Genomic DNA, 15,533 nt, shown 5'->3' on the forward strand with positions numbered 1-15,533 from the left:
TTCTTATAATCAATCTTGTAGTTTTGTTGGTGTTCCTTGGAGGAAAAGCAAATCTCACCATGCAACACCTGCTTGTGTTTAGCTGAAGAGTTGAATGGAGTTTTAAAACTTCAAAAGAGTCAAGTGGAGTGAATCAGTGCTATTAGACTTTCTCAGTGAAAATAAATACTTGTTTGATAGTCGCTCTGAGTTCAATGGTGAGTATAAGCTACATCAGTGGTTGATGACGAGAGTGCGCATCAAAACCAATTTGTTTGTTGGCGCAAAAGATGATTTCTTCTATCTCCAAATCAATCCCGAATCAAAATACTATCTTTTTGAACCAGACCGTGAGGCAGCGCAGTCTTTACAGGAATTTTCCAGGTCTAGATTGATTTCCTGTTTTGTTAGCACTACTCCTCTGTGGAGCATGAGTACGATTGTGAAATTCTATCCAGAATTTACAACTTGCTGTTGTCCCAAATCTGCAGAAGAAGTTGAAAAAGCTATAAATTCAGGACTTATATATGACCCCTACTTATCGCAAGTGCTTGCCTCAAATCAGTACCGATCGATTAGGGAACTTTCGGTGAAAAATGCAATTGATCTATCGGTATCAAGCTTTAGTGATTTCAGACGTTCGGCGAATGACGAAATTCCCGAGTGTTTTGATTTCATCAAGCTAGACGTAGAAGGTTCAGAAGTTGAAGTTATTAAGGGTATGCAAGAAGCTGTATCGCAATCTTCCTTCATCCAATTTGAACATGGGCCAACATGGTTTCATGGTGGCTATAAGTTTTCAGATATCGTAGAAATTTTCAACTATGATTCTTCTTTTTTTAGCTTCTATTTCCTGTTGAAGGACAGAATTGTTAAAATTGACCCTGGCATAGTAAAACAGTACGTCTTCTGCAAGATTTTAGCATCAAAAGTTGATTTTGGAGACGAGCAATTATTCTCCTATAGCTCTCTAGAGGATCGAAATCATATGATTGATTGTAATGATGACATAATTGTTTTTTAGATTGTATCGAAACATTCACTCATTTTGTATTCTTTTTTCCCGCAGACCTTATGACTACAAACACCAAGCAGTACCAAAAGCATCTTTCCGCAGAGTTAGATCACTTTCTTGACCTGATTTTAAGGAAGGAGCCATTTGCGTTATCTCGCTATGCAGATGGTGAATTGATGTTTCTTGAGGGACGATCAGGCGTTGGTATTGATGGTTGGGTTTCTCCTTCAACACAAACTCAATTTGGTATGGACTTACTCTGCTCTCTTCAGCATCAAGAGAGAAATTACTTCTACGGTATCTCCTGTGACTGTGCGCTTCAGGACAAGAGGAAGTATATGGAAATTCTCAAGCCTAGAGATCTTGATAGAATAACTTTCTCAAATCTCTTCGTTAATGTGAATTATCCGAGATTTCATCAATTTATTAATAACTTAAAAGATTCTGTTGTTTTAATTGTCAACGAAAGGTGCAGAGGAAACTCTTTTCATCCTCTAAATGTTAAAGATATTGTTTTTGTGGGAAGTAACCCAGTAGAATTTTGGAAAAATCGCAAAGAAGAGTTTTTATTGGAATTAAACCGTGTAAGTCAGTACAGCAACACACTTTTTCTAGTCTCTGCTGGTCCATTAGCTGGGCTAGCTATCCATTACTTGTGGAAAATAAACAAAAATAACCAATATGTGGATGTAGGCTCTGCACTAGATGAAATTACTCATCGACGAATAACTAGACCCTATCAGATTGCAGGACATCCTGACTCTTTGTTGGATAGTACGCTAACACTAGAGCATGTTGATTGCTGCATAAATGACGAAGAGGATTCAAGTATAAATTCTAAGAAACCATCTATTACGGCTATTTTGAATGGTTACAGAAGACCAGAGAATTTAACAATACAATACAAGGCATTGCAGGAACAAACCATTCCTCCCCAAGATGTTTTTATTTGGTACAACGATTATCCAAAATATGGACTGTCTTCTCAAGAAATCATAAATCAGTGTAAATCTGCTCTGTCCAACCATAATTTCGGTGTTTGGTCGCGTTTTGCATATGCCTTAAATGCTAAAACAGAGTATGTCTGCGTCTTCGATGACGACACCATTCCAGGTAAAAAGTGGTTTGAAAATTGCCTAGAGACCCTAAAAACGCATGAAGGTTTACTGGGAACTGTTGGGCTAATATACGGCGGTAGCCCATCGTACATGGATCATATACGTTATGGTTGGCCCAACCCAAACGAATCTGTAATTGAAGTTGATATTGTTGGTCATGCTTGGTTTTTTAAACGTGAGTGGCTATCTACATTTTGGCGAGAACTCCCTCCTGTTGAAGGTCATGATTTTATGGGAGAAGACATGCACTTCTCCTATGCACTTCAAAAATACTTGGGAATCTCAACCTATGTCCCTCCTCATCCGGTGGATAATCCGGAGCTTTGGGGCAGTTTAAAGGGATATGAATTTGGTGTTGATAAAGTTGCAATTTCAACAGACGGCAATATCACGAAGTGGGATCTGCCTTTTAATCGATTGCGACAAAAAGGATGGAAGCTAATTGCAGAACGCTCTAGACAGTTGCAAACTCACCCCTCCTACCCCCAATACCCCCAAAAGTTAAGTTCTGAGGACACACAACTCCAATCTCAAAACATCTTGTTGCTCACCAATCTCTATCCACCCCAAGAACTAGGGGGGTATGGTCGATCGCTCGCAGATTTTGCTGCTGGGTTGCAATCCCGTGGTCACCACATACATGTTCTAACCAGCGATGCACCTTACCTGGGTCGCACACCAGATCGAGAAGATGGCATTGATCGCCGCTTGCAACTGTGGGGAACCTACGAAGGTCAAACCCAAGAGTTGCAGGACCCTAACCAAATCAATGCGATCGTGGCCCATAACGATCGCATCCTGCGTGAGGTTTTGGCACAACTTCAGCCCGATCTTTGCCTGGTTGGTAATATCTCATTCCTCGGCCCGGCGGTTTTTGGGCCTTTGCTAGAACAACAAATTCCGACAATTCATCACCTGGGGTTTGCCCAGGTTCCTTACCCACCAACCCTTGCTCCCCAGCACCCGCTCTATCACTTGGCCACCGCTAGCGAGGCCGTGGCTCAGGCGGTGCGAGATTCAGGGTTAACGCAACTGGCAACGTCAACGATTTATCCCGGCGCTCTGGTACGGCAATTTAGCCGGCCCACGCTGCCCCAGCGGGATAAACTCCGGATTTTGTACGCTGGTTTAGTGATTCAAAGCAAGGGGCCCCACACCCTGCTGGAGGCCCTGACCGTGCTGCAACAGCAGCAGGTGGACTTTGAATGCACGATCGCAGGTAATGCAATTCATGCGGATTATTTGGCGGCCCTGCGACAGTACCTGCAACAAACAGGGTTAGTCCATCGGGTGCGCCTGGTTGGCCATTTAGATCGAGCGCAACTGGCTGACTGTTTTGCTCAGCACAATGTCTTTGTGTTCCCTTCGATTCAGCCGGAAGCTTTCGGGATTGTACAGGTTGAAGCAATGGCGGCCGGGCTAACGGTCTTGAGCACAGGGGTGGGCGGGGCTTCAGAGGTGATTGAATCCGGCGTGAGTGGCTTGTTATTCCCGGCTGGTGATGCGATCTCCCTGGCTCAGGCTCTGATCAGTTTGCCGCAGGATCCGGAACGCTGGGCGCGCCTGGTCGCCACAGGACAAGCAGCGGCCTTTGCCAAATTTGACATTGAGCGATCGATTGACCAACTCGAACTAAAATTCGAGGAGCTATTGCGCCGAAAAGCCGAACTCAGCAGCCCTATGGCCCTCTCCATTCCCACCTCCCCTGCCACCGATCCCTACACCCAGTGGCTGTGCGATCGCATCACAAACGTTGCGCGGGTGTATGGACTTGACCCCAACGATCAAAGCACGATTAACCTCCTGCGAGAGCTGCGCCGCCAGACTGCCGAGCTTTGGAAGGCTGCGCCAGCGGAGCAACTCCCAGATCTTTACCAAGGCTCTGTGGGCCAAGCCTATCGCGCCTTGCTGCACAGCGGCTTCCAATCCCAGCCCCTCACGGGTGAAGAAGCCAACTACCTTCAAGCTCTCACTAATCAAGTGAGTCAGCATACCGTCCAACATCCGGTTGGCTTGCGGGCGTTCTTGGGGGTGATGCTGTATCTCCCCGCTGGCAAGATGAAGGTTGATCAGGCCCCAGTGAAGCTTCCGGCTTGGCTACTGTCGGATTATCAATCGGTTTTTGAGCCACCTGGAACTGTAGAGCCGACCAGCGCTCCACAGCCGATCGCCCCGCCAACCTCAGCAACCGCGCCCCTTCATCAGGACATGACCTTCCTGAATCGGTTGTTAGGCTGTGCCAATCTTTACTACATCGACCCCGAAGAAACCTCGATCGCAGAAGAACTGCGGCTGATCCGTCAGCAGGTGGGGCAAATTTGGGCGCAAACGCCCCTTGAGCAACTGGAGTCTCTTTACAAGAGTGAATTTGGTCGCCGCTACTTAGCTCTGCTGGACAGTGGCTATCAAAACTATCCCTTACGCCCGGAAGAGGAGTCCGTTGTTCAGGAGTTGACGGGGCTGATCAGTCAGGGAATCGATCGTTACCCGGGGCTGAATGCGCTGTTGGCAATCATGATGTATCTGCCACCGGGCAAAATGCAGGTACGGGACGCAGCCAATCGCTTACCGGCTTGGTTGCTGCCGGACTATCAGCGAATTTTTGAAGCGGATCAAGCGACAACTGCTCCCTTAGTGCCGTCACCGCAACCAACCGTCCCCACGGCTGCCCCGGCTGCTGCTGCTCCACCCGCCGTGAGCCAGCCCCCCAATTTGGCGGAGGACATGGTGTTTCTGAACCGCTTCCTGGGCTGCTCCAATCTCTACGAAATCGACCCGGAAGATGGGGAAACGGTGGCGGAACTGCGCCAATTGCGACAACGGGTGGCTGAGTTTTGGCTGACGGTTCCCCCATCTCAACTGGAGGCTGTGTTCAACAGTGAACTGGGCCGCCGTTATGGCATGTACCTGAAATCAGGATTCCAACGGGAGCCGTTGACGGATGGGGAGCGGGAACTGCTGGTGAAGCTGGCGGAAACAGCAGCGCGTGGTTTTGAGCAGCCCGGTGGTTTGAATGCGTTCTTGGGCGCAATGATGTACTACGCGCCGGGACAAATGCAGGTGAAGGACGCGGCAACCCGTTTGCCCGGTTGGCTGTTCCCGCTGTACGCGGCGGTGTTTGAGTCCGAGGCTCAAAAAAAAATGACTTCCTAGGGAACGCTGAGGCTGGCAGTCCTCACTTGCCTGAGTTAACGGAGGTAGCTGGCTCCGAATCTGGGGCCAACGATCGGGCAGAGTCTGCTACACCGTCAGCCCCAGACCCCAATGCTGGGCTAATGAATGCTGAGGGTCGGTTTTGCCACTGGCGCGATCGCCCCTGGGACTCAGTGCGCCCCATCCAAACCTCCTTCCTGACGGGTAGCGACGCGGTGGCGATCGAGATGGCCGCTCGCAGCTACAGCTATCGGGGCATTCAGACCATCAAAAATCCTTTTGATTGGGCGCTCTATTCCCTGCTGCTCTGGGAACTGAAGCCGCGCACCATTTTTGAAATTGGCTCCTTTGCCGGGGGAAGCGCTCTCTGGTTGGGAGATCACCTGAATAATTTTGGAATTGATGGGCATATCTACTCGATCGACATCAACCCGGTGACCGATGTGAGCCATCCAAGGGTGACCTTTTTGGCAGGGGATGGTCGAGACTTGGGGCAAACCCTTTCGCCGAACTGGTTGGCCAGCCTACCGCGCCCTTGGTTAGTGATTGAGGATGCGGATCACTCCTACGGAACAACTATTGCGGTGTTGGAGTTTTTCCACGGCTGGCTGGAGCAGGGTGATTATGTGATTGTGGAAGATAGCCTCAGTGCCGGGAAACCACTGCAAGCCTTGGAAGAATTCTTGATGGTTTGCGGGGATGAATATGAGATTGACACCTATTTCTGTGACTTTTATGAACGGAATATGACCTGGTGTCTGAACGGTTTCCTCCGCAAACGGACGACCGCTAGGGCGATCGCCCCTTCATTCCCGCCGCGCGAACTGGGAGAGCCGGGATTGCCAGAATGGGACGAGTTTTGGTTGAACTGGATAGATAGCTGCTTGGATCTTTACGAGCGATCGCCTGAACATTTGGGGGCCTTGGCAGAACTCAGTAATGCTCGCTCTCGCTATGCCCATTACTGGAAGGAAGCGCCGATCGAAGACTTGCCGGTGATCTGGCAAAGCACCAGCGGACAAATTTATCAGCGGCTGGTGGTGAGTCGGTTTGGACAGCGCCCCATCCTGCCAACCGATCTCGATTTTCTGCTGACTTTTGTGGAATATTGCAGTGGTTTGCCGGAACCCGAATCGGCCATCCGGACGGCATTGGTGGCCATCGCCTATCCAATTCCAGCGGTCGATCGCTCAGTGTGGGAGCGAATCTATCCTCAGTTACCTGATTGGTTGGCTCCAGTGGTGACGGCCGCTTTGGAAGCATGGCAGCGGCGTTAGCGACTGGATGAATAGCCGTTGATTCGCCCGCATGGTGGTAAACCCTGAAGATCTTTGGGTGCAGGTGGAAGCGGTGATTCGACTGCTAAATCAATTGCTAGATCAATTCGGGGCCCTGCTCCGTTGATCTGGGTTGGAACCGCTCCAGAAAACCGTTATTCTCGACTCGATCGCCCCCCAAACCCTCAACCCGACCGCAACTCCGATGGCCGACAATTCCCAGCCGCGTACCTACCACCAATGGTCGATCGCGAACCGGCCCACCGCCGCCGACCTCGATCGCATGGCCACCACGGCGCGGCAAGGATTCCGCTACCGGCCGACCATCAGCATTGTGATGCCCACCTACAACACACCGGAGCAACTGCTGATTGAGGCGATCGAGTCGGTGTTGGCCCAGGTCTATCCCGATTGGGAATTGTGTATTGCGGACGATTGCTCCACCGCGCCCCACATGCGGCCGCTGCTTGAGCAATATCAACAGCGCGATCCGCGAATTAAGGTCGCCTTCCGCCCTGAAAACGGTCATATTTCCCGTGCTTCCAACTCCGCCCTGGAAATTGCGACGGGTGAATATGTTGCCCTGCTGGATCATGACGATTTGCTTACGCCGGATGCCCTGTTTGAAGTGGCCTCGCTGCTGCAACTGCATCCCGATGCGGACATGATCTACACCGACGAAGACAAAATCGATGAAAAGGGGATTTTGTCGGAACCGACCTGTAAGCCGGCCTGGTGTCCCGACTCGTTTTTGACGCGGATGTATATCTGCCACTTGACCGTTTACCGGCGATCGATTTTGACCCAGGTGAGTGGGTTTCGGGCAGGGTTTGAGGGCAGCCAAGACTATGACTTAGCCCTGCGATTTACGGAGCAGACCGATCGGGTCTATCACATTCCCCGGGTGCTCTATCACTGGCGGATTCACTCCGGATCGGCGGCGGGTTCCACCGAAGCCAAGCCCTATGCCTATGAGGCGGCGAAAAAGGCCTTGCGGGAGGCGATCGAGCGGCGTGGGGAACCGGGGCAAGTGGAAACCATCGCCAAACGGCCGGGCCACTACCGAATGCGCTACCAAATCGCCGAGCGCAAATTGGTTTCCCTGCTGATTTTTGTGGGCGATCGCCCCGCCGACCTCGATCGCTGCCTGAACGGAATTGTTCGCCACACGGACTATGGCCCCTATGAGGTGCTGGCCGTGTTGGGAACCACCCAACCGGAGCCGGGCCTTTTGCAGGTGTTGCAACGGTGGCAAACCCAGTTGGGAACCGATCGACTGCGGGTCGTACCCTGTGAGGATTTCAATTGGGCTGCTGCTGCCAATCAGGCGGCGCAACAGGCCCGGGGCGATTATCTGGTGTTTTGGGAAGATGGCATGGAGCCGATGGGAACCGCTTGGTTAACCCGTCTGGTGGAACAGGTTCAGCGATCGCGCATTGGCGTGGCTGGCCCCATGGTGCTGGATCCAGAGCAGCAAATTGAACAGGCGGGCCTGACCTTGGGCCTCAATCCCGAGGGGCTTTGTCTCTATCAGGGTTTGGATACCAAGGTCTCTAACTACGCCAACCTAGCCCATACGGACTTGGCCAATAATGTTTCGGCCTTGCGCTGGACGGGGATGTGTTGCCGCCGATCGACCTGGGCGCGGGTGGGCGGTGTGGATCCGCGTTTGGGCATTTTTGCGGCGGATTTGGATTTCTGTTTGAAGTTGCGATCGGCCGGCTATCGCCATATCTTTGTGCCCGAATCGCGCCTGCGCCAGCACCACCCCCTGGCTTGGCAACATCAGCTCACGGATCCGGAAACCCAGCGCCAGGCGGCATTGCGGGTTTTGGAAACCAAGTGGGATCTCCAGTTGCGCTATGACCTTTGCTATAGTCCCGCCCTGGCCGGGTTGCTCGATCGCCCGGGATTTCGCCGGGACTACGAACGGTTGCAAGCCCAAACCATCCATAGCCAACAGCCCCTCGTCACGATCGCCATTCCCACCTATAACGGACGGCGCTATGTTGATGAAGCCCTGGCCAGTGCGCTCCAGCAGAGCTATCCCCACTTGGAAGTGTTTGTCAGTGACGATGGTTCCACCGATGGGACGATCGAGCAACTGCAAACCGCAGCGGCTCAGGATCCCCAACGCATTCAACTGGTGGCGGGGCCGCAGGCGGGCATGGTGGCCAACTGGAACCACTGTGCGGAATTTGCGCGGGGCAAATATCTGAAGTTTTTGCACCAGGATGATTTGCTCGATCGCGACTGTCTGAAGGCCATGGTGGCCTTGGCGGAAAGCGATCCGGAAATTGCCCTGGTGTTTGCCCCCCGGCGCTTGTTGCTGGATCCGTCGGCAGCCCAGGATCCCGCTTCCCAACGGTTGGCGGCCGGCAGTGAGAACTTGCACCATGGTTGGTCGCACTTGCAGGCGGTGCAACCGGGGGTAGACCTACTGCGAGATCCGCGCTTGCTGCTGGCTCCCACGGATCCGACCAAGCTGGACAAGCTGAAAAAGCTGTTTCAGGATCCGGTGGATCCCGTGGAGAAGGTGGGGCAAATCAACAAAATTGGCGAACCGAGCGCGGTGTTGGTGCGTACCGATGCTCTGTTGGCCGTGGGTGGTTTTGATCCGGCCCTGAAGCAATTGGTGGATTTGGATCTTTGGTTGCGGCTGTTGGCCAAGTACAAGGTGGGCTTTATTGCGCGCCCCCTGTCCAGTCGGCGGATCCATGCCCAGCAGGTGACCCAGCTCAATTCGGCGGAGAAAGAGTTGGAAACCGATGCTCGCCGGTTTTATCACAAGCTGGTGGCGGCTCCCTGGTTTGATCAGCTCCATTCCCGATCGCAACAAATTGCTCAGGCAATGACCAAGCACATGGATCGGCTGCTGAAATCCGAGCGGCCGCGCTTGGCTCCAGTTCCGGCGGGAACGGAGCGGCCCCTGTGGTCGGTGATGTTACCGGTTTATAACCCCGATCCGCAGCAATTGGCCTTGGCGCTGCAAAGTGTGTTGGATCAGGCCCTGCCGGCCGATCGAATGCAAATCGAAGTGTTGGACGATGCGTCCGATCGGGTGGATGTGCGGGCGATCGTGCAGCGGGTGGCGGGCGATCGGGTGCTGTATACCCGTCAGCCCAAAAATCGAGGACTGCTAGGCAATTGGCAGGATTGTTTGAGTCGATCGTCTGGCCAGTGGGTGTTGCTGTTGCACCAGGATGATGGGTTGCTGCCGGGATTTGTGGAGCGGATGACCCGGGCGATCGAGCAGGCGGGCGATCGGGTGGGCATGGTGCTCTGTCGGCATCACCACATCGATCACCAGGGGCGAATTGTTTGGACTTCTGAACTGGAGCGGGAAACGGCCGGGCCCGTGAGTGATTGGGTCGATCGGATTGCCCAGCGCCAACGGGTGCAATTTTCCGCCATGGTGGTGCGCCGCGCGGCCTATGAGGAATTGGGAGGGTTTGACCCGGCGGCGGCTTCGGCGGCCGATTGGGAAATGTGGCAGCGCCTAGCCAGTCGCTGGGGTCTGTGGTTTGAGCCAGAACCCTTGGCGGTGTTTCGGCGGCATGACGGTTCCACCACCTCCAAACTCACCCGCACTGGGGCCAACATTGCCGACACTCGTCGCGCCATTGACCTGGCCCGAGCCTATCTCCCCACTGATCGGCGCGATCGCCTGGCTCGCCGTGCCTTGCAGTACTATGCCCAATACGCGATCGGGGTGGCCCAAGACAGCCTGAAGCGGGCCGACTGGGAAACGGCGATCGCGCAACTGCGGGAAGCGCTCCGTTGTGAGGATTCGATCGAAACCCGATCGGCCGTCATTGACTGTCTGTTGCAAACGGCTCCCGCGGCCCCGGACTCACCCGCTCCGGCGGATCCGGCCCCGATCGCCCCCTTGGCCATAACCACCACAACTGCCACAACTGCTACAACCGAGGAGACCCAAGCCTTAGTTCGGGAAATTACCCCTTTGGCTTCCATGGTGGTGCTGTTTGTGCCCTTGGTGAACGAGGTGAAACAGGCTGTGGCTGCCTACCGTCAGCATTCCACCGATCCCAAGGTGATTGAACGGTTGCGGAATGCCCGTCGCCAATTGGCGGAACAATGGTTGCGAATTCCGTTCGATCGCCTCGATGAGGCCTACCTGGCCCGATTGGGTCAAGCGAACAAGGCCTTGGTGGAAACGGACTTGCGCTACGAACCCTGGACTGCTGACGAGCGATCGTTCATTGAACCCCTGATCAGCAGTCTCCAGGGAGGCATCAAAACCCTGAGCCAGCTTCGCAATTTCATCATTCTGATGATGTATTGCCGGGCCTATCAACTGCCCTTGGAATATGGCGCGATCTACTTGCCCCAATGGTTCCTAGAGGCCTATGCCCTCTACATGCAGGAAGCCCCCCTCTATTTCCAAGAGGTGGGCGATGCCGATCGCTTTGCCCAACACATCACCCGTTGGACTAACCAGGTCTATCGCACCAACGAAACGCGCCCTGAAGATGAGGTTTCCCAAAAACTGGCCCGCTGGCTGGCCTATCGCGGCACTTTCACACCTCTGTATTTCACCGCCGACAGCCCAACGGATATCTATCGCAAGCGAGCGTTCCTGATTGCAAAAACCCTGAAGGATCAGGGTGAAGTGGTCGATTATCGGTTTGGGCCCAGGGATCCCCAGCGGCAAAAGCTGCGGGTGGGGATTTTGAAGGATCACTTCACGCCCCAAACGGAAACCTTCACCACCCTGCCCGCCTTTGAATATTTGGATCGATCGCGCTTTGAGATCATTCTCTATAGCGTCTTTGCCACCGGTCATCCCCTGGAGCAATATTGCGCCAGCCGCGCCGATCAGTTTGTGCATTTGCAAGGAAGCTTGGCCCAACAGGCGGCCCGGATGCGGGCCGATGACCTGGATTTGCTGCTGATTGGCACGAACGTCACCATGGTGACCAATCCGATCACGGTGTTGGCGGTGCAGCGCCTGGCCCGAGTGCAAGTGATGTCCACCTCAGCACCGGTCACCACGGGGATGACCCATGTGGATGCCTATATTTCCGGGTCGCTGACGGAGACCACCGATGCCCAAACCCGCTACACGGAAAAGCTGTTGGCGCTTGAGGGGCCGGCCCATGCCTTTAACTATGATGTGTTGCCCCAAACGGCGACGATTCAACCCTCGCGGGCTTCCTGGGGAGCTACGGATCAAACCACGGTTTATATGTCCGGGGCCAATTTCAACAAAATTGTGCCGGAGTTGCGATCGGTCTGGGTGAAACTGCTGGCACAGGTGGCGGATTCGGTGCTGGTGCTCTATCCGTTCAATCCCAATTGGGGGCAAAATTATCCCGCGCAACCGTTCATCGATCGGTTCCGATCGGACTTGGCCGCCGTGGGTGTGAATCCGCAGCGCCTAGTGATTTTGAATCCTTTGCCCACTATGGCCGACATTCGCGAGTGCCTGAAGCTGGGGGATGTTTATTTGGATTCGTTCCCCTTTGCGGGGGTGAATTCCACGATCGATCCGTTGCTGGTGGGAATGCCACCCGTGGTGGTGGAAGGGGTGGCGTTCCGATCGCGGATGGCCTCGGCCCTGTTGCAATCGCTGCGAATTCCGGAGCTGATTGCGGCCGATGAGGCGGACTATCTGCAATTGGCGGTGCGGTTGGCTAAAAACCGTGACTGGCGGCAGGCCTTGAGCGATCGCATCCGGCGGGCCATGGCGGCCAACCCGGTTTTCTTTGACAGTCGCCGCTATTCAACACTGATGGGGCTAGCCTTTGAGCAACTGTTTGCCGCTTGGCAACGGGGCGAGCTAGGGGCCCGCTAGGAGATTTGGAAACGGCGATCGCAACCCTGGACTCACAACTGCTCTTGAACCCAGATTCTTGAGCGCCCTTCGTCAATCAACATTCGGGAGCACCTCGTGAAACTGGCTTTTATCATTGACCCGATCGAACGACTCGATCCGACCCACGACACCAGTGTGGCCCTGATGGAAACGGCCCAACTGGCGGGCCACCAGGTTTTCATTACCCAAGCCACGGATCTGAGTGTGCGGGATTCCCAGGCCTGGGCCAAGCTGTTGCCGGTCACCTTGGCCCCCGTGACCCTGGGCGAAGGACGCTGGTTAGCCGTTGAGGACTGGTTCAGCTTGGGTGAAGCGCTGTGGCAGCCTCTGGAGGCCATGGATGCGGTTTTTATGCGCACCGATCCGCCCGTGACCGTGCCCTATCTTTACGCCACCTATCTGCTGGATTATGTCAATCCGGCTAAAACCCTGGTCATCAACCGCCCCAGCGGGATTCGGGCTGCTAATGAGAAAATGTATGCCCTGCAATTCACTTCGGTAATTCCCGAAACGATCGTCACCAGCGATCGGGAAATCATTCGGGCGTTTGTGGAGCGGCGGGGCGCGGCGGTGTTGAAACCCCTGGGCGGCAAAGCAGGCGAGGGCATTTTGTTCCTGGAGCCGGGCGATCGCAACTTCAATTCGCTAGTGGAAATCAGCACCCAGCGGGGTCAATTGCCGGTGATGGTGCAGCAGTTTTTGCCGGAAGCCAAGGCCGGCGATAAACGGGTGATTTTGTTGAATGGCGAGCCGATCGGGGCGGTGAATCGGGTTCCCACCGGCAGTGAGTTTCGCGGCAACATGGCCGTGGGCGGGGCGGCTGTGAAGGTGGCCGTGACCGATCGCGATCGGGAAATTGCGGCCGCCTTGGCCCCCACCCTCCAGCGCGACGGGTTGATCTTTGTGGGCATTGACGTAATTGGCGGCTACTTAACCGAAGTGAACGTCACCAGCCCCACGGGAATGCGCGAGATCGATCGGCTCGACGGGGTGCGTTTGGGCGATCGGGTTTTGGATTGGTTAGCCCAAAATTCCCCGGCCCAGTAAGGCTGCATCGGCCCAACCCCCAGCGAATTAGGGATGCTGGCAGCGATCCCAGCCTTCCAGCACCATCAAGCTTTTGACGGCTTCCGCTGTGGCCACCTCTGCGTGGCCCAGCCATTGAAGCCACTGTTGCCGGCCCAGGTTCGGATCGCTCAATTGACGGAGGGTACGTCGATCCCAACGGAAACTTTGCCACCGATCGCCGGGTTCAGGAACCCAACCATCTAAGTCGGAACAGCGCTGAATTTGGCCGCTGACGGGGCCGAGGAGGGAAACATGGTAGGACATGACCAAGAGCAGTGCGGAACTCACACTGGCGAAACAGCTCCCCGAGGCCCGCTTGGGGCCGCGAGGGTGGCCTCGCCTTCGCGCGATCGGGGCCACATCCTCATGCTGCCATGGGTTTCAGGAATCGCCCGCCCTGATCATGACGCTTCCGGTGATCCCGGCCATAACTTCAGATTGGCTTTAGATTTTTTGGATTGGCTCTAGATTTTTTGGCTCTAGATTTTGTGAATGGCAGCGGCCCCAATGGACAGTTGCTGAACTCAAGCGGGAAATTAAAATTCCTGATTCTGAGCACTTGATCCTTGACCAGATCCTTGGCCCAATTGAGCCTTCGCTTTCTGCCAAAGGGCTTCCAAGGTTTCAAGGCTGTACTGTTCCAAGGGGCGATCGCTCAGGGCCTCCATCATTCGCAACCGCTGCACAAATCGCTGATTGGTTCCATGGAGCGCCGCCGAAGGGTCAATGCCCTGCCAGCGTGCCAATTGCACTACCGTGAACAGCAAATCGCCCAATTCCGAAGCCTGGTGTTCCGGGTCGCCTTGGGCGATCGCCCCTTGCAGCTCCGCTAACTCCTCGTGAAATTTCTCCCAAACCCCCTCCAGGCTGTCCCACTCGAAGCCCGCCGCCGCCGCCTTTTCCGACATCTTCAGGGCTGCCATCAAGGGTGGCAAGCGGTTGACATAGCGATCGAGTTTGGCGCTGAGGGGGGGCGGTTGGTCGATCGGCTCCCCCTTTTCCGCAGCCTTAATCTGTTCCCATTGCCGATGCACCGCCGCCGCATCGGTGGCCTCAGCCTCGCCAAATACGTGGGGATGACGACGCACCAACTTATCGGCAATGCCGTTGGCCACCTGCCCTAAATCAAAATCCCCCGCCTCGCTGGCCAGTTGTGCTTGCAACACCACCTGAAGCAATAAATCGCCCAATTCCTCCGCTGTTTCCGCGCGATCGCCACTGCGAATTGCGGCCACGGTTTCGTAAGCTTCTTCCAGGATGTAAGGCACGAGGCTTTCGGGCGTTTGTGCCAAATCCCAAGGACAGCCCCGCACCGGATCGCGCAACTGGGCCACCACATCGATCAAACGTTGCAAGGCTGTCAGGATTTCAGACGGGCGATCGAGCGAAGACATAGGCAACCATGCATCTGCTATGCATCGAGGAGAAAACCACTGCCAATCCTAACGGTTACCGCCCCGAAAAATTGCTGGCCGATACACCAATCCTGGGGAAGTCATCCTGTGCTAAGACCTAAACACCGGGTCTTGAGCATGTATTAAACAGGTGTTAAACATGCACGGAAATGTGTATTGAATGTGGATTCAATTGAATTTTTCCATTGGAGGTTTTATGGCTCTTGTTTGGTCTGCAAAACGCTGGGCGATCGGTCTCAGTACCCTGACGTTGACGATCACCAGTTCGATCGGCCTAACCATTGAAACTGCCCAAGGAACCACACCCTATGGCCCCGCCGTGGAGCATCCTCAAAATGCGGGTTACCAAGCAGAACAGCGCGGAGATTTTGATACTGCAATCATTAACTATCGCCGGTCTTTGAATGCGGCGGCTGGGTTGTCTGATCCTGTCTTACGCGATTGTGGCGTGGCCGGTGCGGAAGCCAGGTTGCGAGGGGCCGAAGCCGCCAAGATCTATATTCAGCAACATGGGCGTTCTTCCGATCAGTTGAGCCAAGCTCGTGAGCGCTCACAAGCCGCATTTCAGAATTATTGGAAGGAATTTGATCAACGCCGTCCAGATTTAGTGAATGGCTGTCCCTAAATCTTGATCATCGCAATTCGTCGTAGCAATCTATTGTGGTGACA

Annotated in this window: 8 protein-coding genes; 6 read left to right on the plus strand and 2 right to left on the minus strand. The window is 54.4% G+C overall.

Annotated features, from left to right (window positions below; genetic code table 11):
• Positions 1-136: 136 nt before the first annotated feature.
• From AMR42_RS16065 to gshB, 5 genes are all read left to right on the plus strand, one after another.
• Entirely contained in the window at positions 137-1,003 is an 867-nt protein-coding gene (locus AMR42_RS16065) for an FkbM family methyltransferase (protein WP_099534662.1), read from the plus strand.
• A gap of 1,649 nt (positions 1,004-2,652) precedes the next feature.
• A complete protein-coding gene (locus AMR42_RS20650) occupies positions 2,653-5,265 on the plus strand; it encodes a glycosyltransferase family 4 protein (protein ID WP_158234515.1) in 2,613 nt (870 codons plus the stop codon).
• Between the two features lie 26 nt (positions 5,266-5,291).
• Complete coding sequence (locus AMR42_RS16075; protein ID WP_199858220.1) at positions 5,292-6,542, plus strand: CmcI family methyltransferase; 1,251 nt, start codon at positions 5,292-5,294, stop codon at positions 6,540-6,542.
• A gap of 205 nt (positions 6,543-6,747) precedes the next feature.
• Positions 6,748-12,360, plus strand: a complete 5,613-nt coding sequence (locus tag AMR42_RS16080) for a glycosyltransferase (protein ID WP_143473139.1) — start codon at positions 6,748-6,750, stop codon at positions 12,358-12,360.
• A 96-nt stretch (positions 12,361-12,456) separates the two neighbouring features.
• Entirely contained in the window at positions 12,457-13,428 is a 972-nt protein-coding gene (gshB, locus tag AMR42_RS16085) for a glutathione synthase (RefSeq protein ID WP_099534665.1), read from the plus strand.
• 27 nt (positions 13,429-13,455) lie between these two features.
• Here the strand turns inward: gshB and AMR42_RS16090 are convergent, their stop codons facing one another.
• The gene (locus AMR42_RS16090; RefSeq protein ID WP_143473140.1) at positions 13,456-13,713 is read right to left on the minus strand and encodes a hypothetical protein; all 258 of its coding nucleotides are present in this window, start codon (positions 13,711-13,713) and stop codon (positions 13,456-13,458) included.
• 272 nt (positions 13,714-13,985) lie between these two features.
• Positions 13,986-14,843, minus strand: coding sequence for a nucleoside triphosphate pyrophosphohydrolase (mazG, locus tag AMR42_RS16095; RefSeq protein ID WP_099534667.1), 858 nt, complete (start codon positions 14,841-14,843; stop codon positions 13,986-13,988).
• 217 nt (positions 14,844-15,060) lie between these two features.
• On the opposite strand from mazG, the gene AMR42_RS16100 reads away from it, so the two are divergent.
• Entirely contained in the window at positions 15,061-15,489 is a 429-nt protein-coding gene (locus AMR42_RS16100) for a hypothetical protein (protein WP_143473141.1), read from the plus strand.
• The last annotated feature ends 44 nt before the right edge of the window (positions 15,490-15,533 follow it).

Origin of the sequence: Limnothrix sp. PR1529, assembly GCF_002742025.1 — a bacterium.
Taxonomy (GTDB): domain Bacteria; phylum Cyanobacteriota; class Cyanobacteriia; order CACIAM-69d; family CACIAM-69d; genus CACIAM-69d.

Excerpts from the sequence above, each read along its gene's own strand:
- AMR42_RS16090 (WP_143473140.1), bottom strand. The coding sequence starts at position 13,713 with ATGTCCTACCATGTTTCCCTCCTCGGCCCCGTCAGCGGCCAAATTCAG.
- AMR42_RS16100 (WP_143473141.1), top strand. The coding sequence starts at position 15,061 with ATGGCTCTTGTTTGGTCTGCAAAACGCTGGGCGATCGGTCTCAGTACC.
- AMR42_RS16080 (WP_143473139.1), top strand. The coding sequence starts at position 6,748 with ATGGCCGACAATTCCCAGCCGCGTACCTACCACCAATGGTCGATCGCG.
- mazG (WP_099534667.1), bottom strand. The coding sequence starts at position 14,843 with ATGTCTTCGCTCGATCGCCCGTCTGAAATCCTGACAGCCTTGCAACGT.